The following is a 22063-nucleotide window of genomic DNA, read 5'->3' on the forward strand; positions in this document are numbered from 1 at the left end:
TTTCTCGCTTCTTCTACGTCGCCGTGCGCAACACCTGGGCAAGATCGGCCAGACGATACGGCTTGGTGATGAAAGTGAACGCATCGGTCGAGCCATGTTGTTCTTTCAGCATGGGCAGCGGATAACCCGAGGCCAGCACGACCTTCAACCGGGGTAAAAGCGCCCGTGCGGTGCGTGCAAGCTCCAGGCCGTGCATGCCTTGCGGCATCACGACGTCGGTGAACAGGATCGAGATGTTGCTGCTCCGGTTCAGCATCTCCAGCGCTTCCCTGGCGTTGTTTGCCGTCAGGACCTGATATCCGATCGACCTGCACAACTCCGCGCCGATATCGAGCACGTCCGGTTCGTCATCGACCATGAGGATCATCTCCTGCGATGCGGCCAACGCCCCTTTCGACTCCGCCGCATCATGCGCGATGGCCGGCAGATACAGCCGGATCGTCGTACCGCGCCCTTCCTTGCTGTCGATCTGCACTTCGCCGCCCGACTGCGCGATGAAACCGTACACCTGACTCAAGCCGAGCCCCGACCCTTTGCCGATTTCCTTCGTGGTAAAGAACGGCTCGAACGCACGCGAGATGACCGTGTCCGACATGCCCGTTCCGGTGTCCGTTACGTTGACCGCGATGAAAGCGCCGGCCTTGAGCGCGCCCACGTCGCCGTCCTTCAAGTCGACGTTGTTCACCGCCACGACGATCTTTCCGCCATCGGGCATCGCGTCGCGCGCGTTGACCACCAGGTTCAGCAATGCGGCCTCGAAGCGGGCGACATCGATTGCGACCATGCGCAAGTCCGGCGCATAAGCGAAATCGATTTCAATACTCGAATTACCCGCACGCTTGAGCACCGCTTCGAACCCGGAGATCACCACGTTGAGATCGCAATTGAGGACCTGCAGCGGCTGCTTGCGCGCAAACGACAAAAGCTGCTGCGTGAGGGTCGCGCCGCGTTCGACGGCGCGGCGCATCGTATCGAGAATACGGACGTCCGACGGGTTGTTCAACCGCATGGTCAAGAGATCCATGCTGCTCGACAGGACCGTCAGCAGATTGTTGAAATCATGCGCGATACCGCCGGTGAGCTGCCCGACGGCCTCCATCTTTTGCGACTGGAACAGCGCCGCGTTGGCGCGCTCGAGCGCTTCGGCCGCCGCCTTGCGTTCGGTGACATCGCGCGTGATCTTGGCAAAGCCGATCAGTTGCTGCTGATCGTCGTGGACTGCATCGACAACGACGTGCGCCCAGAACCGCGTTCCGTCCTTTCTTACGCGCCAGCCCTCCTGCTCGAACCGCCCCTCCGATGCCGCCGCCGCAAGCGTTCGCGCGGGAAACCCGGCTTCGCGATCCTCGGGTGTGTAGAAGCACGAGAAATGCTGGCCCATAATCTCGTCGTGCGTGTACCCCTTGATGCGCTCGGCGCCCGAATTCCAGTTCGTGACCAGCCCCGCCGGCGACAGCATGTAGATGGCGTAATCCGTCACGCCCTGCACGAGCAGACGGAATCTTTCTTCGCTTCCGCGCAGGGCTTCCTCGGCGGCCTTGCGTTCGGTGATATCGCGCGTGACTTTGGCATAACCGACCAGATTGCCCTCGGGATCGCGGATCGGATCGATCACGACGTTGGCCCAGAAGCACGTGCCGTCCTTGCGCACACGCCAACCCTCGTCCTCGAAACGGCCCTCCTCGCGCACCGTGCGCAGAGCGCGCGCCGGCTTGTCCGACTGCTGGTCCTCAGGCGTATAAAAAAGGGAAAAGTGCTCGCCGATGATCTCGCTGGCGTTGTAGCCCTTGAACCGCTGTGCGCCGGCGTTCCAGCTGTTGATACGGCCGTTCAGGTCGAGCATGTAGATTGCGTAGTCGCTGACGTTGCTCACCAGCAGTTCAAAGCGCCTTTCATCAGAGAAGCCGGCGCCGCTTTCTTGTGTTGTCATTTCTTGAATCTTCGGGTGAACGAATCTGGCAGACGGGTCGTGCCGAGGCTCGGCTATCGACATAAATTAGACATATAATCATAGACCTATATCGGACTGTTACCGTCTTCAGTATGTGTGTCCCGGCCACACCAGGCAAATTCGATGTAAGATACTGTATATCCATACAGCTATTGATGTCATGTCCGATTCTGGAGCGCCGTCGTGACCACGCGCCGCATCGCGCATCTCGACATGGACGCGTTCTACGCGTCCGTCGAACTATTGCGCTATCCCGAACTGCGCGGCCAGCCCGTGGTGATCGGCGGCGGCAGGAACGCCACTCCTGAAACCCTGCCCGACGGCAGCCGCCGTTTCGTCCGGCTGCGCGATTACGCCGGCCGGGGCGTGGTGACGACTTCCACCTATGAAGCCCGGGCCCTCGGCGTATTTTCTGCCATGGGCATGATGAAAGCGGCACAACTGGCGCCAGACGCCATTTTGCTGCCCACGGATTTCGATTCGTACCGGCATTATTCGCGTCTCTTCAAGGCGGCCGTCGCCACATTCACCTTGCAAATCGAGAACCGCGGTATCGATGAAATCTATATCGACCTGACGGATCTCCCGGGCGACGCCGCCGAAACCGCCGCACGCATCAAGCAGGCCGTGCGCGACGCAACCGCCCTGTCATGCTCGATCAGCGTCGCGCCGAACAAGCTGCTGGCGAAGATCGGCTCGGAACTGGACAAGCCCGACGGCCTGACCATCCTCACCGCCGCCGATATCCCGCTGCGGATCTGGCCGCTCGCGGTGCGCAAGGTCAACGGCATTGGGCCGAAGGCGACGGAAAAGCTGGCGTCGATCGGTATAAAAACAGTCGGCGACCTGGCGCGCGCCGATCCGGAACTGCTTCAGGCCACGTTCGGACGCAGCTATTCGGCGTGGCTCGTGGAAGTGGCGCAAGGCGTGGACGAACGGCCAGTGGTCGTCAGCACCGAGCCGAAGTCGATGAGCCGCGAAACCACGTTCGAGCGCGACCTGCATCCGCGCCAGGATCGCAGCACGTTGTCGGCGGCGTTCACGGATTTATGCACGCGGGTTGCGGACGACTTGCGGCGCAAAGGCTACGAAGGCCGTACGGTCGGCATTAAGCTGCGTTACAACGATTTCAGCACGGTCACGCGCGACCTGACGGTGCCGGCGCCTACCGCCGACGCCACGGACATCCGCCGGGCCGCGACCGAATGCCTGCGGCGCGTGCCGCTCGACCGGCGTCTGCGTTTGCTCGGCGTGCGCGTGACGGCGCTGGTTCCGGCGGGTTCGTACATAGCTGAGCCGATCGCCGTTCAGGGCGAATTGCCGTTTTCGTCGGATTGAGGAGGCATCGTGTATCAGAACGATCTGTTCGATCCCGCGCCGCTCGATCTCATTGATGACACCGAGAGCGGGATTCGTTATCTGCCAGGCGTGGTTTCAGCCGAGACGGCACAAGCGTGGTTCGAGCAAGCGCTGGACGGCGTGATCTGGAGCAATCAGCGCCGCATGATGTATGAGCGCGAAGTCGACGTGCCGCGTCTGATGGCGCATTTTTCTCTCGACGCGGCGGATTTGCCCGCGCCGCTGATGCAGGCCGCCGGGCAGGTGCGATCAACCGTGGGTGCGGCGTTCAACAGCGTCGGGTTGAATTTGTATCGCGACGGCAATGACAGCGTCGCGCCGCACAACGATCACACCAAGGCACTTGCGCTGAAAGCGCCCATCGCCATTCTGTCGCTCGGCGCCACCCGGCGCATGACCATCCGTGCGAAATCAGGTAAAGGCCGCACGCTCAACGTGGACCTGCATGCCGGGAGCGTGCTCGTAATGAGTTACGCCTCGCAATTCACGCACAATCACGGCATCCCGAAAATGAGCGAAGTGACAGGCCCGCGCATCAGCCTGGCATTTCGCTGTTTCAGTGACAAAGCCGCGGGCTAGAACGCTTCCCAGTCGGCCGCGCCCGCCAATGCAACCGGTTTTGCTTTTTCCACGCCCACGAACGGCGTTTTCAGCTTGGCCAGCCGCTCGCTTGCAACGGCGCGGGTCGTCGATGCGACAGCCACGGCACGCACCGGCTTCACTGCAAGCTTGACGTGGTCCATGCCGCCATCGTTCAACTGGAACACCGACACCGCCGCCTTCAGCGCGCCCGCTTGATCTTCCAGCGATTGCGCAGCGGCCGCCGCCTCTTCCACCAGCGCCGCGTTCTGCTGCGTCACTTCGTCCATTTGCGTGACGGCGAGCGCCACCTGTTCAATGCCACTGCTCTGCTCGTGCGAAGCCGCCGCAATCTCGCCCATGATGTCCGTCACGCGCTGCACCGCGCCGATGATCTCGGACATCGTGCGGCCGGCATCGCCGACCAGCGTCGTGCCTGTCTGCACACGGGAAACCGAGGTGTTGATCAACTCCTTGATCTCCTTGGCCGCCGCCGATGAACGTTGCGCGAGGCTGCGCACCTCCGCTGCCACCACCGCGAAACCGCGCCCTTGTTCGCCCGCGCGCGCCGCCTCGACCGCCGCGTTCAACGCCAGGATGTTCGTCTGGAACGCAATGCCTTCAATGATCGTGATGATGTCCGCGATCTTCGTGGAACTCTGGTTGATGTCGCCCATGGTATCGACGACTTGCGAGACGACCGTGCTGCCCTTGTTCGCAATTTCCGATGCATTCGCCGCCAGCGAACTTGCCTGACGCGCGTTCTCGGCGTTCTGCTTCACCGTGCCGGTCAGCTCGTCCATGCTCGACGCCGTTTGTTGCAACGCCGAAGCCTGCTCCTCGGTACGCGAGGACAAATCGATATTGCCCGCCGCAATCTGCTTGGTCGCCGACGCAATCGACTCGCTGCCCGAACGCACCGAGCGCACGGTATCGACGAGACTTGCCTGCATCTTCGCGAGACCGTTGAGCAGCTGGCCCATCTCGTCGCGCGATGTCACGACCAGTTCGCGGCGCAGATCGCCGGACGCGATGGCGTCGAACTGTGCGAGCGCTTCGTCGAGCGGACGGCCGATCGCGCGGCGCAGCGAGAGCCACGAGAACGCGGCTGCAAGCAATCCAATGATGATCGCCACCGCGCTGATCGTGCGGAATTCGTTGAATTTTTCCTGCGACAGTTCGAAGTCGCTCTTCGCCGAATCAAACTGATACTTGCGCAGCGATTCGCCGATGGCCGCCATCTCGTTGAACTTCACCTGCATGGCTTCCGCCGATGCAACGATCTTGTCGGCGTCGTTCGCGCGGATATTCGCGTAACCATCGTCGAGCATTTTCTGCAGCTCGATCCGCTTCGTCTGGAATGCCTGGGCCATCTCGTGCTCGCCGGGTCCCTGCGGCAACGCGGCGTAGCGCGCCCATTCCTTGTCAGCGCGATCGCGCATCAATGCGCCGCGCCCGATCGCCGTTTCCGCAGCCGGTTTGCCGACGAGCAAGGCTGCGCGGTCGAAGCTGAGCCGCTCACGCGCTGTGAACATTTCCGCGTTGCCGGCTGCTACCGCGCTGGGCATTTCATTGGTGAAAAGATCGCGCGTGGTCTCGTTGCCGCGGCTCATGCCCCACAACCCGAGGCCGCCGATAACCACCAGCAACAGGCCCAGAAACGCCATGGCAATGCCGAGGCGGCCTTTGATCGTCGAAAGTATGTTCATGTCTCACTTTTCTCAACACTGTTATTCAAGCGGCGCCGCACGCCGGATTCCTCGCGCGCAACCGGGGCCGGCGAATATTCCCCGACCCGAACCCTTTAACGGCAATCTCACCTGTCACTTGAGTAAACTGGCATAGCATCTGGTTATGCAGGATCAAGACGAAGCCTTTCATTTCTATTTCGGGAATGAAAGACGACCGGCTGCACTTTCAGAGATATGGAGACAAACGACATGGACGTCACGATCTACCACAACCCTTTATGCGGCACATCGCGCAATACGCTCGCGCTGATTCGCAACGCCGGGATCGAACCGAAGGTCATTGAATATTTGAAGACACCACCGGATCGCGCCGCACTGACCAGGTTGATTCAGGACGCGGGGCTTACGGTGCGCGACGCGCTTCGTGAAAAAGAGGCCGTGTTCGTCCAGCTCGAACTCGCCGATGCAACGCTGACCGACGAGCAACTGCTCGACGCCATGCTCGCCCATCCGATCCTGATCAATCGCCCGTTTGTGGTGACGCCCGAGGGCACGCTTTTGTGCCGTCCGTCGGAGAAGCTTCTGGAGATTCTTTCGTTGGCGCAGAAAGGCCCGTTCGCCAAGGAAGACGGCGAACGGATCATCGATGAAAAGGGCAACCGGGTTCGGTGAGCCCGCTCAGGTGCGGTAGTCGGGCTGGGTATCGGCGATGAGACGCAGCGCCGCCTGCCACGCAAGTTCCGTAATGCCGTCCGACCCTTCGGATTCGAACTGGCGCGCGGTGAGTTCGCGTACGTGCTCAGGCGGAAACCGTAGTTGCGCGCCGCCAGCCATCGCCTGGACCTGCGCCTGACATGCGCGCTCGAGGAAATAGATTTCGTGAAACGCGTGCGCGGCCGTCGCGCCGCCGGCGAGCAAGCCATGATTGCGCAGGATCATTGCCTTGTGGTTACCGAGATCGGCGACCAGACGATCACGTTCGCCCAGATCCAGCGCGATGCCCTCGTAATCGTGATATCCAAGCTTGCCGTAGAACTTCAGCGCATGCTGGCTGATGGGCAAAAGCCCCTGCTCCTGCGCGGACACCGCCGTGCCCGCCGCCGTATGGGTGTGCACGACGAAAGCCAGATCGTGACGCGCCATATGCACGGCAGAGTGGATGGTGAAGCCCGCCGCGTTGACCCGGAAAAGCTCGGGCATGTCGCGGGCGCGGTCATCGATCACCTTGCCCTGATAATCGATCTTCACGAGATCCGAGGCCCGCATCTCATGGAACAGCACGCCATACCGGTTGATCAGGAACGCGGGTTTTTCGTCCGGCGAACCGGGCAAACGCGCGGTGATGTGCGTATCGATCATGTCGGTCATGCGGAAATGCGCCGCCAGCCGATACAGCGCCGCCAGGTCCTCGCGGACTTTTTGTTCGGTATCCATCGTGGGGCTCCTCTGTTTGTGACGTCGGACGGCAAGCTTAACGCCTGATGACGCCGGGCAGCACGCACAGCATTTCATACAGCAGGTTGGCGCCGAGCAAGGACGTATTGCCGGTCGTATCGTAGGGAGGTGACACTTCCACGAGATCACATCCGATCAGATCCAGCCCGTGGCATCCGCGAATGATTTCCATGCCCTGGATTGTCGTCAAGCCGCCGATTTCCGGTGTGCCCGTACCCGGCGCCCAGGCGGGATCGATTCCATCGATGTCAAAGCTCAGATATACCGGGCCGCCTTCAACCTTGCGCCGCACTTCGGCCATCAGCGGGTCCATCGATTTGTGCCAGCACTCCTCCGCCTGGACGACGCGAAAGCCCTGCCTGCGGCTCCAGTTGAAATCGTCGGCCGTGTAGCCCTGCGCGCGCAGCCCGATCTGCACCACGCGCTCGCAATCGAGCAACCCCTCCTCCACCGCGCGGCGAAACGTGGTGCCATGCGCGATCTTCTCGCCGAACATGTGGTCGTTGACGTCGGCGTGTGCATCGACATGCACGAGCCCGATCTTGCCGTACTTCTTGTGCAGCGCACGCAGGATAGGCAGCGTGATGGTGTGGTCGCCACCGAGCGTCAGCGGCTTGACGTCGTGCTTGAGAATCCCGTCGTAATGCTCTTCGATGATTCGCACCGCATCGAGCAGATTGAACGTATTGATGGCGACGTCGCCGATATCCGCCACCGACAGCGAATCGAAGGGCGCCGCTCCCGTTGCCATGTTGTAAGGCCGGATCATCACGGACTCAGCGCGAATGCCGCGCGGCCCGAAGCGCGTGCCCGGGCGCAACGACGTGCCGATATCGAGCGGAACGCCTACGAACGCGGCATCGAGCCCTTCCGCCGATTGCAGATGCGGCAAGCGCAGCATTGTCGCGATACCACCGAAACGCGGCATTTCGTTACCGCCCAGCGGCTGATGAAAGATCTTTTCCATGACGCGTCCTCGCATTGGTTCATCGAACAGGCATGCGGGTGATTTTGAACCCGCGCGGCAAGCGGACAAAGTGCTGGTGCGAAATAATTAGTTCAGGTATTTCTAAACTATCGGCGTGTTTGCCTTTGTTTAATGGAGCTTCTCTTGGCGTCAGTCTTGCCCGAAGCGCGCCTGCTGCGCATTTTTACGTGCGTAGTCCGGCATCAGGGTTTCGCCGCAGCGCAGCAGGAACTGAACCTGTCTACATCGGCGATCAGCACGTATATGAGCCAGCTCGAATCGCTCGTCGGCGTGGTCTTGTGTCATCGCGGACGGGGTGGATTCAGCCTTACGCCCAAAGGCGAAGATTTTCATCAGGAGGCGTTGCGTCTGCTGGGCGAAGTCGATGGTTTCGAGCGCTACGCCGCCGGCCTGCGCGGCGAACTGCGCGGCAGCATCAAGCTGGGCGTGCTGGACTCGACCGTCAGCGACAAAGCGCTGCCCCTCGCAGAAGTGATCGGCGCATTTACGCGCGAACATCCGGCGTTGCATTTGCATCTGCACGTGCAAAGCCCTTATGAATTGCAGCTTAGCGTGCTTGGCAACCGGCTCGACGTGGCAATCGGTGCGTTCCATTTGCGGATGAATGGGCTGATTCATCACTCGCTTTATCGTGAGCAACATTGGCTCTATTGCAGCAATACCCATCCGCTCTTCAACGCGCATCAGATCCCGCACGAAACCATCAGTCAGCAGCGCATGGTCGGCCGCGCCTATTGGAGTCAGACCGAGCTGGCGCGGCACGGCTTCAAGCGCAGCGAGGCAACGGTCGACAGCATGGAAGGTCAGTTGATCCTGATCCTGTCGGGCGCGTTCATTGGTTTTTTACCGGAGCACTACGCACAAACCTGGGTCGATAACGGCCGCCTGCGCGCGCTGGCGCCAGCGGCATTTGGTTATCAGGCGCCGTTTGGATTGATCCTGCGGCGCGGACGATCAAAGGAACCGCTGATTCAAAAATTCCGCGATACGCTCAAGGAACACCTGTCTTGAGCGTCACTGGAATAAACCGGATTCCCCATGCGTTAAGAACTTAAGCGCCGCTTGAACAAAGCAGCGCGTTTTACTTAACCCTTGGGGAATCCAAATGAACTTCAAACGCATTGCATCGATGCTGCTCGCCGTATTGACCGTCTCTCTCGCCATGTCGCTTGCCGGATGCCAGACGGACGGATCAGGCGGCGGGTCCGGATCGAGTTCGAGCAGCAGCGGCGGTTATTGAGCCGGGTGATCGCGCAGTGACCAGGCCATGAGTGGCCCTTTGCGGCCGCCCGGAATCTCCGAGTCCGATTTCAGGCTTGCGCTTGCTGAATTTGCGGCCATCGTTGGCCGCGCCGCCGTGCTTTCGGGAGACAGCGCGGCGCAGTCGTATCTCGATCCGTTCGACCCGTTTCCGCCCGGCGACGCGCGCGCTCACGAGGCGTCGGCGGTCGTCCTGGTAGCGGATATCGATCAGCTTCGCGCCGTGCTGGATGTGGCGAACCGGTATCGTGTGCCTTTATGGAGCGTCTCGACAGGACGCAACTTCGCGTACGGCGGCGCTGCACCGAGGCTCAAAGGCTGCGTCGTGCTCGACATGCAGCGCATGAACCGCGTGCTCGAAATCAACGAAACACTCGGCTATGCGCTGGTCGAACCGGGCGTGAGTTACTACGATCTTTATCGTGAACTGAAGGCGCGAGGCAGCAAGTTATGGCTCGATCCGCCCGCGGCCGGCTGGGGCAGCGTGATGGGCAATACGCTCGAACGCGGCTTTGGCACGACGCCATATGGCGACCACGCGGCGGCGCAATGCGGCATGGAAGTGATGCTCGCCAACGGCGAGCTCGTGCGCACCGGCATGGGCGCGATGACCGGCAACCGTGCGTGGCAGGTCTTCAAGCCGGGGTTCGGCCCATCCTATGACGGCATGTTCATGCAGTCGAATTTCGGCATCGTCACGAAGCTTGGCGTGTGGCTGATGCCGCGCCCGGAAGGTTATCTGCTGTGCAGGTACATGTTCCGTCATGACGCCGATCTGGAAACTATCGTGGAGACGCTTCGCCCTCTTAAACTCGATGACACCATCCAGAGCAATGCGGCGATCGAAAGCGCGATGCGTTGGGCGGCGGGGGTTTCAACGCGCAAGCAATGGTATGACGGGACGGGCGCCATGCCTGACGCGCTGGTCGACAAGATGGCGCGCGCGCTTGGGATCGGCCGGTGGAACCTGCGTTTTTGCCTGTATGGCCCCGAGCGTATGGTCAAGGCGCGTCGCGATGTCATTCATGAGCGCTTTGCACGCATCGCGAATGCAGAGCTGATCGAAATGCCCTTTACCGATGCCGCCATTGAGCCCAAAGGCGGCGGCGACCGCAGTCAGGTCGGCATCCCGAACATGGATGCTTTCAACCTGCTCAATTGGCGGGGCGGCACAGGCGCGCATATCGATTTTTCGCCGGTCTGCCCGCCGCTCGGCCAGGACGCGGCGAAGCAGGCTCGCATGGTGCAGGAACGCGCGGCCCAATACGGCTTCGATTATTACGGCGGGTTCACCGTCGGACAACGCAGCATGCATCACATTTTCGCGGCCATTTTCAATCGTGACGATGCGCAGCAGACCGGCGCCGCACGGGATCTGCTCGAAGCGCTAATAAACGATTTCGGTGCTGCGGGATATGGTCAATACAGGACGCACCTTGAATTCATGGATCTGGCGGCATCGCAATACGACTTCAACGATCACGCGTTGATGCGCATGAGCGAGACCATCAAGACCGCGCTCGATCCGAACGGTATCTTGTCGCCCGGGAAACAGGGGATCTGGCCGGGCAAAACAACGGGTCGAACGCCATGAGACACACGCGGCGTTATTTCATGGCGGTCGTATCGCTCGCGGCAGTTGGCGTGCGAACGCCTCGGCTTGTCGCAGCGCATGAGCTGGCCGCGCGCCGGCTTACCGTCCTGTTCGATGCACATCTCGCCGACAGCCGTGCCTTTGCTCGGCGCGCGTGCATGACGGGTGCGCGCAGCGTGGCGTTGAGCGGGGACATCGGTGAAATGTGGTTTGAACTTCTCGCGCCCGCTTCAGGCGCGGAGGAAACAGCATTCGCCGGGCTGACCCGGCATGCCGATGCATTCGTGTTTTCACGGCTTGCCCAAGGCGCCGGAATGCAGATGACCCAACGCACGGCGGGCCCGCTAATCATGTGGCGCCTAGATCCGTTCACCGCTTGAATTCGTCACTCGGACTTGCAAAGAATCGCCGTCGTGATAGGCGTTATTTCATGCACGATCGCGCTGCTTCCCGACTGATGCACGCGATCCTTGACGTCGTCGGTCGGTCCGGTCACTACCACACCGTAAGCAGAATCCGCGATCGGTGTGCCCTTTCCCTGCGCAAAGATGGGATCGTCCTTCTGATAGCCCAGCACGACAAACACCTTGTAGTCATAAGCCGTGAGCTTGACGCCGTGGGCCGGCCGGAACGCGTTGACGGAGTTCGCTTCCACACGCATCGGCTTGCTCTGGATTTCGCCGCTTGCCAGAAGCGCGCTTATGAATGTATGCCCCGACGACCTGCAATCGAGCTGTTCCTCGATCGCCTCGGCGCGCGCGAGCACGGGCGACAGCAGGAAACACGCGGTCGCACATCCCGCCGCCATCCTTAAAGACTTGGTGACACGCATCATCGGCCCCCGATGTTCGATACTAAATTGACCTGCGGCAATCTCTTCCTGTCACAAAATCCGACTGTACGCGAATGGCCGTCTTATTGCCCAACCGATGCGTGGCCTGGCGCTCACACTTTGGACCGACCGCAAGAACGCCAAGTTTCAAAACCACGCTAACGTTTGCATCTTTTCGCTTGCCGCAAGAAGGAACTTAGCGCGCTTTTCGCCATTCAGAATCAAAATGCGGCGCCATGTGAGCGAACCCTTTTATCAGTCCAAGAGTTTTGCGAAGATGCGCCGTCTTGCGCCTACAATACCCCCCTCTCAGTCTGTCAACACCAGGCGCTTTAACCGGTAAGCAGCAGCATGGTCACTGAAACCTCATCCTCTGATTCCCTCGCCGTCGCCCAGCGCGTACGCGACCTGATGAATCGCCACGGCATTGGCAAGCGGCAGCAGACCGCCGAGCTTTGCCGCATTCTCGACCTGAGTTTCTCTCAGGGCCATCGCAAGTTGCGCGGCAATAGTCCCTGGACGCTCGCGCAGATCCGCCGCGTGGCGGAGGCGTTCGACGAACCCGCGCTGCAACTTTTCGATGCCAAGAACGCCGATGTCGATGACACCGCGGGCACGGCGCAAGACGCCGTCCTCAAGCTCGGCGCCGCCGAGATCGCGTGTGTTGCCTGGATAGGCGACGCGCTCGAACCTGGCAGCCGGCCGGATTTCATCGCGCAGAACATGAACGGCCGGTGGCTCGTGACAACGCACGAAGGCGTGTTGCTGCAAGCCGCGCACGACGTGCACAAGATCGAGATCCAGCCGCGCCGCACGGACATGGACAAGCCGCTGATAGCGGTGGTCGACGACGACCAGACTTCCGCCGACAACCTTCACGACTACCTTGAACGCAGCGGTTTTGCAGCGGTGGCGCTGTATGGCCTGGAAGATTTCGCGGAAGCGCTGCAGACGCAAGTCTTCGATGCGGTGGTTATCGACTGGTTGTTCGGCGCGCACACCTCGGCCGATGCAATCCGCGCCGTTCGCAACTCGGACAACCCGGATGCGCCGGTGTTCGTGCTGACGGGCGAACTGACAACCGGCAAGGCCAGCGAATCGGAAATCAGCGACGTCATTCAGCGCTATAACGTGACGTGTTTTGAAAAGCCGGCGCGCATGGCGATTCTCGTTGCGGATCTTTCCAAGCGGCTGTTGAGGGCGTAGTGCGCTCAATGAACCCGTCGTGTTGCCGATAACGCCCGCGCCAGCGCGCTTTTCAGCACCTCATAGCGAACAGGCTTGAGCAAGTAATCGAAGAACAGAATGGCCGCGCTCGGATCGACGAGATCCGGCGCATAAGCGCTCACCGCGATCACGGGCAAACTTGCGCCCGACGCACGCCGCGCCCGGTATTCATTCACGAACGAATAACCGTCCTTGCCCGGCATGTGCAGATCCGCCAGGATCACGTCGGCCTGATTCGTCTCCAGCCACGCGAGCGCGCTGTCCACATCGCTCATCGCAACGCTTGCATAACCCAGGTGAGCGAGCATTTCCGACAGCGATTCACGAATGGAATTGTGGTCGTCGATCACGAGCACGCGCGCTTTCTTCAACGGCGGTAGATCAGCTGGCGCGCGTTCGCGTTCAGGCACATGCGCAACGGGCGCCGCCGGCAAGCTCACACGAAATGCCGCGCCCTGCCCAATATCGCTCGACACATTCACCACGCCGCCCAACAACTCGACCAGTCCGCGAACCACGGCGAGACCCATGCCGGCACCATCGAAACGACGGGTTGTCGATGAATCCAGTTGCGTGAATTCCTTGAAGATCAGCGGCAACTGTTCGCGCGGAATGCCGGGTCCCGTGTCCACCACCGAGATGTCGAGGCGTTCCAGCGTGCGCTCGAAACGGACATCGATCGAACCTGCATCCGTGTATTTGATCGCATTCGTCACCAGGTTGGTCACGATCTGCCGCAGCCGGTGCTGATCCGATTCGATCAACCCCGCTTCGCCCGCGAACTGGCCGCGCAGCACGAGACCTTTCGCGCTCGCGGCCGGCGTGTTTGCATCGACGATGGAATCGAGCAGTTCCATGGGGTCGAACACAGTCAGGCGCAATTCGAGCTTTCCGGCGCCAAGCCGTGCGAAGTCGGTGAGGTCGCGCATCTGCGCTTCCAGATGGCGCGCACCGGTTTCGAGCCGCTGGATGATCTTGCGATCGCTTTCGCTATGCAGGTTCAGCTCGAGCAGCTCCACCGACGAAACGATCGCGTGCAGCGGTGTGCGCAATTCATGGCTGATCATGCCGAGAAACGCGTCCTTCGCCTGCGACGCCTCGCGCGCCGCGCGCGTCGCCTGATGCTGCGCTTCAAGCGCTGCGCGTTGCTGATGAATCAGCCGCGAGCGTCGATACCCGTTGAGCAGCAACATGGCCGTCGCGACCATGGAAAGCAGCGCGAGCAGCATGCCGCCCGCGAATAGATAACGGCGCTTGGACACGAAATCACGCACGATATAGTCGCGCTCCGCAATGTCCACCACGCGCCGCCCGTTCGCCAGTTCGTTCACTGCATCCTGATTCTGCCGCAATACGCCGACAATCCTCAGCGTGCGCGAACGGTCGGTGCCCAGCGCATCGATATCCGGTTCGATGGAGTCGAGCGCAGCGTCGAGTTGCCGGAGAATCTCCTGCTGCCTGCTGCGCAACGCTTCGCGATCGGCGAGCATTGCCGTGGAAGCCGTGACAATGGCGAGCTTCGATTCGAGGATCTCGTAGCGAAGCTGGATCTCGTCTACGTTGGCATCAATACCGCTGCGGTACAGCAAGATCTGATTCCCGAAGCGCCCATAGGCGATCTGGAATTGCGCGCCATCCCAGTAGAACCCGTCGTACGGCATGCCGAGTTGCTGGTTGCTCTGGTTCGCGAGCAAGGCGGAATACAGCAGATAACCCACACCCGCGAGCGGCGGCGCGATGGCGGCCGCAAGCAGCAACGCAACCTTCAGACGACGAAGCGGCGCACCGATCATTTAAGGACCAGCGCCTTGATCTGCCACACGAATTTCGCGTCCGCCACCGAGCCGGTTAGTTCTTGCGGGTAGGCATCGCGCGGATAGATCAGGAACAGCGGACCGAAGTTGCTGACCTTCAAACGCGTGCCGTTCATGCTGTACGCGAGGATCGCGCCGTAGCGCTCGGCTTCGGAAACCGGCACGGTGTAGGCGTAGTCATCGAGTGTGCGAAGCTCCACCAGATCGGCATGCGCGCCCACGAGCCGCAGGACATCGGCGAGCAAGGGACCTGTGAACGCCGACTTGGGCGTCCATGTCGTCGACGTCGTGATGGTATGGGCCGGCAACTTCATCAACTCGGCTTCGCTGATGCGGTACATGGTGCGGTCCGGATCGTTCGTGCGGCTGATCTTGCCTTCAACGTCGAGCGTCATCGGCGCCGCAGCCACCATCAGCGGCGTGCAGGCAAGCGTCAGCAGCAGCAATATGCAACGGATCAAGTCGAAGCTTTTCATTGCCGTTCAGTGTTGTTCGTCGAACGCGCGCGCCGCACGTTCGGAGGCCACGATAATCAGCTTCATGGTCGCGCGCGTCGCGCCGACAAAAAACTTCCGCGCGACCTGTTCGTCGAAGGCGTCGAAGTCGACTTCGGTAAAGATCACGCACGGCGCCGATTGCCCCTTGAATCGATAGATGGATTCAAGCAGCACATCACCTTCACGATATTCCGGATTCCCGAACAAATCATAAGACCCGGTGAAACTGCGCAGCCGATGCGGCCCGAGATGCTCGACCGACGTCAACACCGATCCCTCCCGCCCGCGAAACGACAGCACCGCGATATCCTGCTTCCGATAACCCAGCGCCAGCGCTTGCGTGATCGCGCGTTTGGTCGCCTCGATCACTTCATCGGGGTGCCCGTTTTCATACGTGGACAGGCTGACTTCGGAACCATCGAACGGACTGCCGGCGTCGAGCCGAACTTCGCGCCCCACGATCCGGCGAATGTACGCAAGCAGATCACGCGGGCTGCGGTAATTCGTGGTTTCGCGCAACGTGGTCCATCCCGGCAGCGGCACCGGATCGCGGAAATACAGGTTCTGCATGGGGTCTTCGAGCCACCACCACGCGCCATCCGGTTTGAGCAGGCGCGCGAGCGCATCGACCCAGACCGCATGAAAATCCTGGCCTTCATCGACGATCAACACGTCGAACTTCCAGTGTTCTGCAATATCGACATTCGCGAAGCGATCTTCCAGCGTGCTGAACACGTTCGGCTGGCTGAAGTCGGGCGGCGTGCCGGCGTCGCGCGTTACCGCAGCGCTCAACTGGTGGTAGTTGGCGATGCGCGCTTCAGACGGCGCCACCAGCCGGATATGGTCCGCAAGCGGCCGGTTGAAGCAGACGTAGAGCACGCTGCGTCCCTTCGCGACCGCGTCACGCATGACCTGCACCGCGAGCTGTGTCTTGCCCGAGCCGGCCGTGCCGATCACGCGCAACCTGAACGGCTCGAACTCGAGGCGGCGCGCCCAGGTTGCAAGACCGCCCGAAAGCCGCGTGACAAGCATGTCGGCCTGGCCGACAAGGGCGTTGGTATCGGGCGTGAGAGCGAGTTCGTCGGAGAGAAAATGGTGGATCCGCGCGGACGCTTCGAAGCGCGGTTCGTCTGGCGGAAGAATCTCCAGTACGACCGAGGGTAGCCTGGCTTTGCGGCTGGCATCGACGATACGCGACTCCGGAACGCCCGCAATCGACGCATCCTTGACCGTGTAGTCCGGGCAATAAAGCAGCTCTTCAATCCGATAAGTGCCCGCGCCGAACGCCGCGGTAAATCGCCGATGCAGATTTTCGAGCGTATGCGCCAGTTGAATGGCGACATTGCGCTCCTTTTGCATGTAGACCTTCATCAGGCCAGCCGGCGTCTCGCGCAGGAACCCGGCCTTCTGTTCGATCACGAGCACCCGGCCGGAAGGGGCGACCACGACAAAGTCCGCTTCGCCGAACACGGAAAAGCCTTCGTTGATGCGCGTCCAGTGCACACCGTGATACACGGTGTAGTCGTCGGGAAGCTTCGAGAGAAGTGCGAGCGTGTCGAGCTCGCGAGCGGCTGCACCGGTTGCTTCAAGGTTTTTCCAGTCGTCGGGGACGATTCGAGCCATGCTTCGCCTTCGCGCTAAATACGGGATTCGGGGGCTTGTTCGGGATAATTGCCGGGCGCCTTCGGCATGCCGCGACACCGCCCAATTCAAGCCGGATTCGGGAATTCAGCGGCCATTGTACGCAAGCCGCGCGAGCTCCCCGGCCCGTCTCCCGGGTCAGTCCGCGAAGTCGTATTTGCCGCCACGTTCGAGCGCGCGCTGATAAGCCGGACGCGCATGAATCCGCTGCAGGAAAGCCGATATGCGCGGCAGGGACTTTGCGCCCGCGCGCTGGCTGGCGGCTTCGAGTGGAAAGCTCATTTGAACGTCAGCGGCGCTGAAGGTATCGCCCGCAAACCATTCGGACTTCGACAACTCGTTTTCCACATAACCGAAGTGCAGCTTCAATTGTGGATCGATGAAACTGTCCTGCATGGTCTGCGCAATCCGGCGCGCGATCGGCTTCACAAAGAACGGCATGGGCGCGCTGCCAATGCGCAAGGCAACGAGCTTGAGCAACAGCGGCGGCATGGCCGAGCCTTCGGCGTAATGCATCCAGTAGTCGTAGCGCAGACGCTCGGGCGAAATGCCGTGTGGCGGTGCAAAGCGGCCCTCGCCGTAGCGCTCGTTCAAATACGCCAGGATTGCGCCGGATTCGGCAAGCGTGCGGCCTTCGTCGGTGATAACCGGTGACTTGCCTAGCGGATGCACGGCGCGCAGTTCAGGCGGCGCAAGCATGGTGTTCGGATCGCGTTGATAACGCTTAATGTCGTATTCGACGCCCAGTTCTTCCAGCATCCAGAGCACGCGTTGGGAGCGGGAATTATTGAGGTGATGAACTATGAGCATGTGGGCTTTGCCATGAGGGTTGAAGTCCGGGCGCGAACGCGCAAAGAATACAACAGGGCTGCTCGCGCGGGGCGTCGGGAAACCGAGCCGGTCCTCGATTTTTTATATGTTATTCAGCGTGCCAGGCCCATTTTATGCGTGGCGACAATCCGCCCTGCAGGTTTCATATCAACATCAACGCGCACGCACGCAAAGGACAAACCAATGACCCTGGTGATTTATCTCGTCGGCTGGCTGATCTTGATCGGTGGCGTTTCGTGGGCCCTGGTCGCCATGCACGTGACGCAGCACACCATCCTGATCGTCGATGTGATTCTGCTTGGAATCGCGGTCATTACGGGTGCGACCCGGGCACGAAATCGCGACCGGTCTTAGGCGGGTGCGGCGCTCGAAAACTAACGCTGAGCGCCGCGAACTGCTTAAGGCATCTGCCTAAGACAAAACCCGCGCGCTGAGCGACTGCTGGATCAGCGTAACCAGGGCATCCGGGTGCGCGGGCTTGGTCATGAAATGCTGGAACCCCTCGCCGATACTTCGCAAGCGGTATTCATCGCCATCATGGCCAGTCAGCGCGATCGCAATCGACGGCGTGAGATTGCCTCGAATCTCATGGTCGCGCAAACGTTGGATCAGGTAGAAGCCGTCCATCATCGGCAAGTCGATATCGCAGATCACCGCATCTGGCAGAACGCGAATGGCGGTCTCCGCGCCCTCTTCGGCATCGGCAACGGCAACCACGTCCGCACCTTCCTCCTCCAACAACATACGCAGTGATTCCCTGCTTTCCAGATCGTCTTCGACCAGCACAATCCGGGCATGTCCCAGTCTCGCTACTTCATTCATCATTATCTTTTCGTACAGCTCAAACAGGATTCCGGTGCCGATGTCGCTGCTGCGTCTCCCTACTCTTCGCCAACATTTGCCAATTGCAGCACAACGGCGCGAGATCCATGCGGCACCGTGTTGTAAGCCGAGCACGCCGGTGTCGAACAGTGCACGGTTCAAAATTTTCAACGGGCGCAGTATGCCTCATTGCTTTCGACTAATCATGGGAGCAAAAAACAGACCGACCACAGAAAGTGCATGAGCAATGACCGCGCCAGCCTTGCTGCACGAGCGTTTGCGCTGCTGCTGTCCGTGTTTGCAAGCGATCTTTGAGCGGGGTTCGAGCCGGTAACAAGTAAATTATGGCGCACCGAATTGCATCGAAAGATCAGATTTATTGGCCTGAATACGCAACGCCGGCATTCTTTACAGCCGGGTTATGCGAGCGCAGCAACGCACGATATTCAGTTGGCGTCAGGCCTACGGTTGCCTTGAATTGCCGTGTGAACGCACTGTGATCCGTATATCCGCACAATGCCGCCACGTCCGTCACCTTGTCGTGCGTGACCAGGAGTGCCGTGGCGGCATCGAGCCGCGTCTTGAGCAATACCTGTCTTGGCGTCAGATGAAACACCTTGTGGAAATAGCGTTCGAGTTGCGCGATGGACATGTTCGCCATGGACGCGAGATGCGGCATGTTCAGCGGCTGCACAAAATTGCATTGGATATGCTGGACCACGGCCGCCAGCCGGCTATACGCGGGATGCGTGCTTTCATCGGCTTGCAAGTCACGCGAAATTCCCGCCAGGCCGACGACGTTGCCGTGCGCATCGTGTAACGGCTGTTTCGACGTCATGCACCAGCCGGGCTGACGTGCCGGATAGAGATGCAGTTCCAGCTGGTCGATCATTGCGTTGCCTTGCGCGATGACCGAGCGGTCCTGCGCCGTGTAAATGCGCCCGAAACGCTGCGGAAAAACTTCTTCCGCCGTCTTGCCCAGCAGCCCGGACTTGTCCTTCAAGCCGCAGCGCGAAGCAAGCGCACGGTTCACCAACGCGTAGCGCGCCTCCTCATCTTTGACGAAGAACACGATGTCGGGCATCGCGTCGAATACCGGCTCCAGCAGCCTGAAATGCTCGAGCATGGAATCGAGCGTCGAGGCGCCCGCAGCCAGATGCAGCGCGGCATGCAGGCCAGCCCCGTGTTCATGCGCGCGAGGCGCCGGACGGTCCGTCGTAGTGATCATTCGCGTCTCGCTGGCGTCGTCGATGTCCGCGAGTTGCGCCCGTGTTGGTAGCTCATGCGAAGGCGCACTGCGTTGCGCCCGATTATAGAGGCGGCACGCGCGCGCCAAAATTGGTAATGACCGCAAGCGCGTCAGGCAGCGTGGATGCCTCGGGCGAACGGGTCGGTATCGTCAAAACAAAGGCGTCCTTCCGCCATGATGTGCGCGCGGCCTGTGATGACGGGGATCACCGCCACTTTGTCTGCGGGGCTTACGCGCTGATAGCATGCATCGAACACGCTGCCGATAATGCTCTCCTGGCGCCATGTTTCGCCCTCCGCAAGCTCGCCGTCGGCCGAGAGACACGCGACCTTCGCGCTCGTGCCCGTCCCACACGGAGAGCGATCGTACGCGCTGCCCGGACACAGCACGAAGTTGCGGCTATCGATGCCCTCACGCGGCGAATCCGCGAACAATTCAATGTGATCGATAACCGCGCCATCAGCGCCCGTGATGTTCTGCGCCTGCAGCGCAATGCGCACAGCGTCCGCGAATGCAGTCAATTGCGGGATGTTGCTTGCTGCGAGTTCCTGGCCGTGATTTCCTGCGAGGAAAAACCAGTTGCCGCCCCAGGCGACGTCGCCCGCAAGCGGTCCGTGACCAGGGATATCGACGGTGACCGCGTGCTGGTATCTATATGCAGGAACGTTGCGCACGCTCACGCTGCCGTCTCCATTGAGCGTCGCCTCCACCACGCCCGCCGGGGTCTGTATCTTGTGTGATCCTGCACCGATCTTCCCAAGATAAGCGAGCGATACAACCAGGCCTATTGTCCCGTGACCACACATGCCGAGGTAGCCGACATTATTAAAAAAGATGACCGCCGCCACGCACTCGGGATTATCCGGTTCACATAACAACGCGCCCACGACGACGTCGGAACCGCGTGGTTCCGTGACGACGCCCGCGCGCCAGTCGTCGTGGTGTTCGCGCAGATTGCGAAAGCGCTCGGTCAGCGTGCCGGTGCCGAGATCAGGCCCGCCGGACACGACCAGGCGCGTCGGTTCGCCACCGGTGTGCGAGTCGATGAAGTTCAGGGTTTTCATGCTGTCATCGTAGGAATTGGGGCGCGTTGCGTCTTGGTCGCGCTAGGCGTGTTGCATGCCGATTTCAGCATAATTACTGCGTCTGGCATAGCGTACTTTCGCCGCTTGATTTAAAGAGGCGCCAGCAAAAATTTCTATGCCGAAATCGGCACTTGGCTTGCGCGTCTGATGCAAGACCAACCGTTTTGCAATGCTTAGACTCTATTCAATTCAATATTGTCAGGAGCGCTGCCGTGTCACATATCTGGGAAGGCGTCATGCCCGCCGTAACGACCAAGTTCAATGCCGATTTCAGCATAGATCGCGAGTGGACCAAGAAGAATATCGAAGCACAAATCAGCGCAGGAGTTGACGGCATCATCGTGTGTGGATCGCTTGGCGAAGCATCCACGCTGTCCCTTGACGAAAAGCTGGACGTGCTCGATATCGCCGTAGACGCAGCACAGGATCGCGTGCCGGTGCTGTTGACCATTGCTGAAAACAGCACACTCGACGGATGCCGACAGGCCGAACTCGGCGTGAAGCACGGCGCCGTAGGTTATATGGTTTTGCCAGGCTTGCGTTACGTGTCCGATCGCCGTGAGACGCTGAATCATTACCGCGTGATCGCCAGCGCCAGTGCGCTGCCAATAATGGTCTACAACAATCCGCTCGCTTACGGCGTGGACGTCACGCCCGATATGTTCGCTGAACTCGCCGACGAAAAGAAGTTCGTTGCGATCAAGGAATCGGCCGGCGACGTGCGCCGGTTTACCGATCTCATCAATGCTGTCGGCGATCGCTATGCGCTTTTTTGTGGCGTGGATAATCTCGCAATGGAAGCCATTCTGATGGGCGCGCGCGGTTGGGTCGCCGGACTCGTGTGCGCTTTCCCTGACGAAACAGTCGCCATTTTCAAGCTGTTGAAGGCGGGGCGCCTGGAAGAAGCGCGCACGATCTATCGCTGGTTTGCGCCAATGCTCGCGCTCGATGTTTCCACGAAACTCGTGCAGAACATCAAGCTTGCAGAAGCGTTGGCCGGTCTCGGCACCGAACCGGTCCGCCCGCCGCGCCTGCCGCTTGCAGGTGACGAAAGGCGCGAGGTTGAAGCGCTGATCCGGCATTCGATCGAAACGCGTCCGGTCTTGCCGGCTTATTAAGTACCGTGGCGCCGGGGCAATCCCGGCGCTTTCGCCTGCACCCGTTCGCACCCTCCGCACCTCAAGATGG

The 22063-nt window shown here is 60.6% G+C and carries 22 protein-coding genes; 10 read left to right on the plus strand and 12 right to left on the minus strand.

Going from position 1 to position 22063, the window contains the following annotated elements:
• Positions 1-13 precede the first annotated feature (13 nt).
• On the minus strand, positions 14-1930 hold the full coding sequence (locus HB633_RS16465) for a PAS domain-containing sensor histidine kinase (protein ID WP_213779246.1): 1917 nt from the start codon (positions 1928-1930) through the stop codon (positions 14-16).
• Between the two features lie 204 nt (positions 1931-2134).
• Between HB633_RS16465 and dinB the strand changes: the two genes are divergently transcribed.
• Both dinB and HB633_RS16475 read left to right on the plus strand, forming a co-directional pair.
• On the plus strand, positions 2135-3289 hold the full coding sequence (gene dinB, locus HB633_RS16470) for a DNA polymerase IV (RefSeq protein WP_346730324.1): 1155 nt from the start codon (positions 2135-2137) through the stop codon (positions 3287-3289).
• 9 nt (positions 3290-3298) lie between these two features.
• On the plus strand, positions 3299-3889 hold the full coding sequence (locus tag HB633_RS16475) for an alpha-ketoglutarate-dependent dioxygenase AlkB (protein ID WP_346730325.1): 591 nt from the start codon (positions 3299-3301) through the stop codon (positions 3887-3889).
• Here HB633_RS16475 and HB633_RS16480 read toward each other — a convergent pair.
• The gene (locus HB633_RS16480) at positions 3886-5598 is read right to left on the minus strand and encodes a methyl-accepting chemotaxis protein (RefSeq protein WP_213779247.1); all 1713 of its coding nucleotides are present in this window, start codon (positions 5596-5598) and stop codon (positions 3886-3888) included. The two genes, HB633_RS16475 and HB633_RS16480, sit on opposite strands and share 4 nt — an antisense overlap.
• Before the next feature lie 231 nt (positions 5599-5829).
• Here HB633_RS16480 and arsC point away from each other — a divergent pair, with 231 nt between their 5' ends.
• Positions 5830-6252, plus strand: a complete 423-nt coding sequence (gene arsC, locus HB633_RS16485; RefSeq protein ID WP_213779248.1) for an arsenate reductase (glutaredoxin) — start codon at positions 5830-5832, stop codon at positions 6250-6252.
• A gap of 6 nt (positions 6253-6258) precedes the next feature.
• Here the strand turns inward: arsC and HB633_RS16490 are convergent, their stop codons facing one another.
• Both HB633_RS16490 and speB read right to left on the minus strand, forming a co-directional pair.
• Positions 6259-7092, minus strand: coding sequence for a class II aldolase/adducin family protein (locus HB633_RS16490; protein ID WP_213779249.1), 834 nt, complete (start codon positions 7090-7092; stop codon positions 6259-6261).
• Positions 7052-8002, minus strand: coding sequence for an agmatinase (gene speB, locus HB633_RS16495; RefSeq protein ID WP_213779250.1), 951 nt, complete (start codon positions 8000-8002; stop codon positions 7052-7054). The genes HB633_RS16490 and speB overlap by 41 nt, the downstream gene beginning before the upstream one ends.
• A gap of 144 nt (positions 8003-8146) precedes the next feature.
• Here speB and HB633_RS16500 point away from each other — a divergent pair, with 144 nt between their 5' ends.
• From HB633_RS16500 to HB633_RS16510, 4 genes are all read left to right on the plus strand, one after another.
• Positions 8147-9034, plus strand: a complete 888-nt coding sequence (locus HB633_RS16500; RefSeq protein ID WP_255580956.1) for a LysR family transcriptional regulator — start codon at positions 8147-8149, stop codon at positions 9032-9034.
• 94 nt (positions 9035-9128) lie between these two features.
• Complete coding sequence (locus tag HB633_RS30910) at positions 9129-9263, plus strand: hypothetical protein (RefSeq protein ID WP_255580957.1); 135 nt, start codon at positions 9129-9131, stop codon at positions 9261-9263.
• 27 nt (positions 9264-9290) lie between these two features.
• Positions 9291-10877: an FAD-binding oxidoreductase gene (locus HB633_RS16505; RefSeq protein WP_213779252.1), complete on the plus strand. Its 1587-nt coding sequence runs from the start codon at positions 9291-9293 to the stop codon at positions 10875-10877.
• Positions 10874-11257 carry a hypothetical protein gene (locus HB633_RS16510; protein ID WP_213779253.1) on the plus strand — a complete coding sequence of 128 codons (384 nt, stop codon included), beginning with the start codon at positions 10874-10876 and terminating at the stop codon, positions 11255-11257. The genes HB633_RS16505 and HB633_RS16510 overlap by 4 nt, the downstream gene beginning before the upstream one ends.
• Positions 11258-11262: 5 nt before the next feature.
• Here HB633_RS16510 and HB633_RS16515 read toward each other — a convergent pair whose 3' ends face one another.
• Positions 11263-11712, minus strand: coding sequence for a hypothetical protein (locus HB633_RS16515; RefSeq protein ID WP_255580958.1), 450 nt, complete (start codon positions 11710-11712; stop codon positions 11263-11265).
• A 348-nt stretch (positions 11713-12060) separates the two neighbouring features.
• Here HB633_RS16515 and HB633_RS16520 point away from each other — a divergent pair, with 348 nt between their 5' ends.
• On the plus strand, positions 12061-12915 hold the full coding sequence (locus HB633_RS16520) for a helix-turn-helix domain-containing protein (RefSeq protein ID WP_213779254.1): 855 nt from the start codon (positions 12061-12063) through the stop codon (positions 12913-12915).
• Between the two features lie 5 nt (positions 12916-12920).
• Here the strand turns inward: HB633_RS16520 and HB633_RS16525 are convergent, their stop codons facing one another.
• The 4 genes from HB633_RS16525 to HB633_RS16540 form a co-directional block, all read right to left on the minus strand.
• A complete protein-coding gene (locus HB633_RS16525) occupies positions 12921-14729 on the minus strand; it encodes an ATP-binding protein (RefSeq protein WP_213779255.1) in 1809 nt (602 codons plus the stop codon).
• Complete coding sequence (locus HB633_RS16530; RefSeq protein WP_255580981.1) at positions 14726-15163, minus strand: molybdopterin-dependent oxidoreductase; 438 nt, start codon at positions 15161-15163, stop codon at positions 14726-14728. The genes HB633_RS16525 and HB633_RS16530 overlap by 4 nt, the downstream gene beginning before the upstream one ends.
• A gap of 69 nt (positions 15164-15232) precedes the next feature.
• A complete protein-coding gene (locus HB633_RS16535) occupies positions 15233-16870 on the minus strand; it encodes an ATP-binding domain-containing protein (RefSeq protein ID WP_213779257.1) in 1638 nt (545 codons plus the stop codon).
• Between the two features lie 156 nt (positions 16871-17026).
• Positions 17027-17698, minus strand: a complete 672-nt coding sequence (locus HB633_RS16540) for a glutathione S-transferase (RefSeq protein ID WP_213779258.1) — start codon at positions 17696-17698, stop codon at positions 17027-17029.
• A 204-nt stretch (positions 17699-17902) separates the two neighbouring features.
• On the opposite strand from HB633_RS16540, the gene HB633_RS16545 reads away from it, so the two are divergent.
• Complete coding sequence (locus HB633_RS16545) at positions 17903-18073, plus strand: hypothetical protein (protein ID WP_162916082.1); 171 nt, start codon at positions 17903-17905, stop codon at positions 18071-18073.
• A gap of 57 nt (positions 18074-18130) precedes the next feature.
• On the opposite strand, the gene HB633_RS16550 is transcribed toward HB633_RS16545, so the two are convergent.
• The 3 genes from HB633_RS16550 to HB633_RS16560 all read right to left on the minus strand — a co-directional run bounded on the left by HB633_RS16550 (position 18131) and on the right by HB633_RS16560 (position 20854).
• A complete protein-coding gene (locus tag HB633_RS16550) occupies positions 18131-18544 on the minus strand; it encodes a response regulator (protein WP_255580982.1) in 414 nt (137 codons plus the stop codon).
• A 373-nt stretch (positions 18545-18917) separates the two neighbouring features.
• On the minus strand, positions 18918-19667 hold the full coding sequence (locus HB633_RS16555; RefSeq protein ID WP_255580983.1) for an AraC family transcriptional regulator: 750 nt from the start codon (positions 19665-19667) through the stop codon (positions 18918-18920).
• A 233-nt stretch (positions 19668-19900) separates the two neighbouring features.
• Positions 19901-20854: a 4-hydroxyproline epimerase gene (locus HB633_RS16560; RefSeq protein WP_213779260.1), complete on the minus strand. Its 954-nt coding sequence runs from the start codon at positions 20852-20854 to the stop codon at positions 19901-19903.
• A 233-nt stretch (positions 20855-21087) separates the two neighbouring features.
• Between HB633_RS16560 and HB633_RS16565 the strand changes: the two genes are divergently transcribed.
• Positions 21088-21993, plus strand: a complete 906-nt coding sequence (locus HB633_RS16565; RefSeq protein WP_213779261.1) for a dihydrodipicolinate synthase family protein — start codon at positions 21088-21090, stop codon at positions 21991-21993.
• The last annotated feature ends 70 nt before the right edge of the window (positions 21994-22063 follow it).

It is taken from the genome of Caballeronia sp. dw_276 (assembly GCF_018449635.1).
Classification (GTDB): domain Bacteria; phylum Pseudomonadota; class Gammaproteobacteria; order Burkholderiales; family Burkholderiaceae; genus Caballeronia.

Bases quoted from the DNA above. Each gene is read 5' to 3' on its own strand.
- HB633_RS16545 (WP_162916082.1), top strand. From the start codon at position 17,903: ATGACCCTGGTGATTTATCTCGTCGGCTGGCTGATCTTGATCGGTGGC.
- HB633_RS16490 (WP_213779249.1), bottom strand. From the start codon at position 7,092: ATGAAATGCTGTGCGTGCTGCCCGGCGTCATCAGGCGTTAAGCTTGCC.
- HB633_RS16525 (WP_213779255.1), bottom strand. From the start codon at position 14,729: ATGATCGGTGCGCCGCTTCGTCGTCTGAAGGTTGCGTTGCTGCTTGCG.
- HB633_RS16515 (WP_255580958.1), bottom strand. From the start codon at position 11,712: ATGATGCGTGTCACCAAGTCTTTAAGGATGGCGGCGGGATGTGCGACC.
- HB633_RS16540 (WP_213779258.1), bottom strand. From the start codon at position 17,698: ATGCTCATAGTTCATCACCTCAATAATTCCCGCTCCCAACGCGTGCTC.
- HB633_RS16480 (WP_213779247.1), bottom strand. From the start codon at position 5,598: ATGAACATACTTTCGACGATCAAAGGCCGCCTCGGCATTGCCATGGCG.
- HB633_RS30910 (WP_255580957.1), top strand. From the start codon at position 9,129: ATGAACTTCAAACGCATTGCATCGATGCTGCTCGCCGTATTGACCGTC.
- arsC (WP_213779248.1), top strand. From the start codon at position 5,830: ATGGACGTCACGATCTACCACAACCCTTTATGCGGCACATCGCGCAAT.
- HB633_RS16520 (WP_213779254.1), top strand. From the start codon at position 12,061: ATGGTCACTGAAACCTCATCCTCTGATTCCCTCGCCGTCGCCCAGCGC.
- HB633_RS16530 (WP_255580981.1), bottom strand. From the start codon at position 15,163: ATGGTGGCTGCGGCGCCGATGACGCTCGACGTTGAAGGCAAGATCAGC.
- HB633_RS16550 (WP_255580982.1), bottom strand. From the start codon at position 18,544: ATGATGAATGAAGTAGCGAGACTGGGACATGCCCGGATTGTGCTGGTC.
- HB633_RS16560 (WP_213779260.1), bottom strand. From the start codon at position 20,854: ATGAAAACCCTGAACTTCATCGACTCGCACACCGGTGGCGAACCGACG.
- HB633_RS16555 (WP_255580983.1), bottom strand. From the start codon at position 19,667: ATGCTCGAGCATTTCAGGCTGCTGGAGCCGGTATTCGACGCGATGCCC.
- HB633_RS16465 (WP_213779246.1), bottom strand. From the start codon at position 1,930: ATGACAACACAAGAAAGCGGCGCCGGCTTCTCTGATGAAAGGCGCTTT.
- speB (WP_213779250.1), bottom strand. From the start codon at position 8,002: ATGGAAAAGATCTTTCATCAGCCGCTGGGCGGTAACGAAATGCCGCGT.
- HB633_RS16535 (WP_213779257.1), bottom strand. From the start codon at position 16,870: ATGGCTCGAATCGTCCCCGACGACTGGAAAAACCTTGAAGCAACCGGT.
- HB633_RS16510 (WP_213779253.1), top strand. From the start codon at position 10,874: ATGAGACACACGCGGCGTTATTTCATGGCGGTCGTATCGCTCGCGGCA.
- HB633_RS16505 (WP_213779252.1), top strand. From the start codon at position 9,291: ATGAGTGGCCCTTTGCGGCCGCCCGGAATCTCCGAGTCCGATTTCAGG.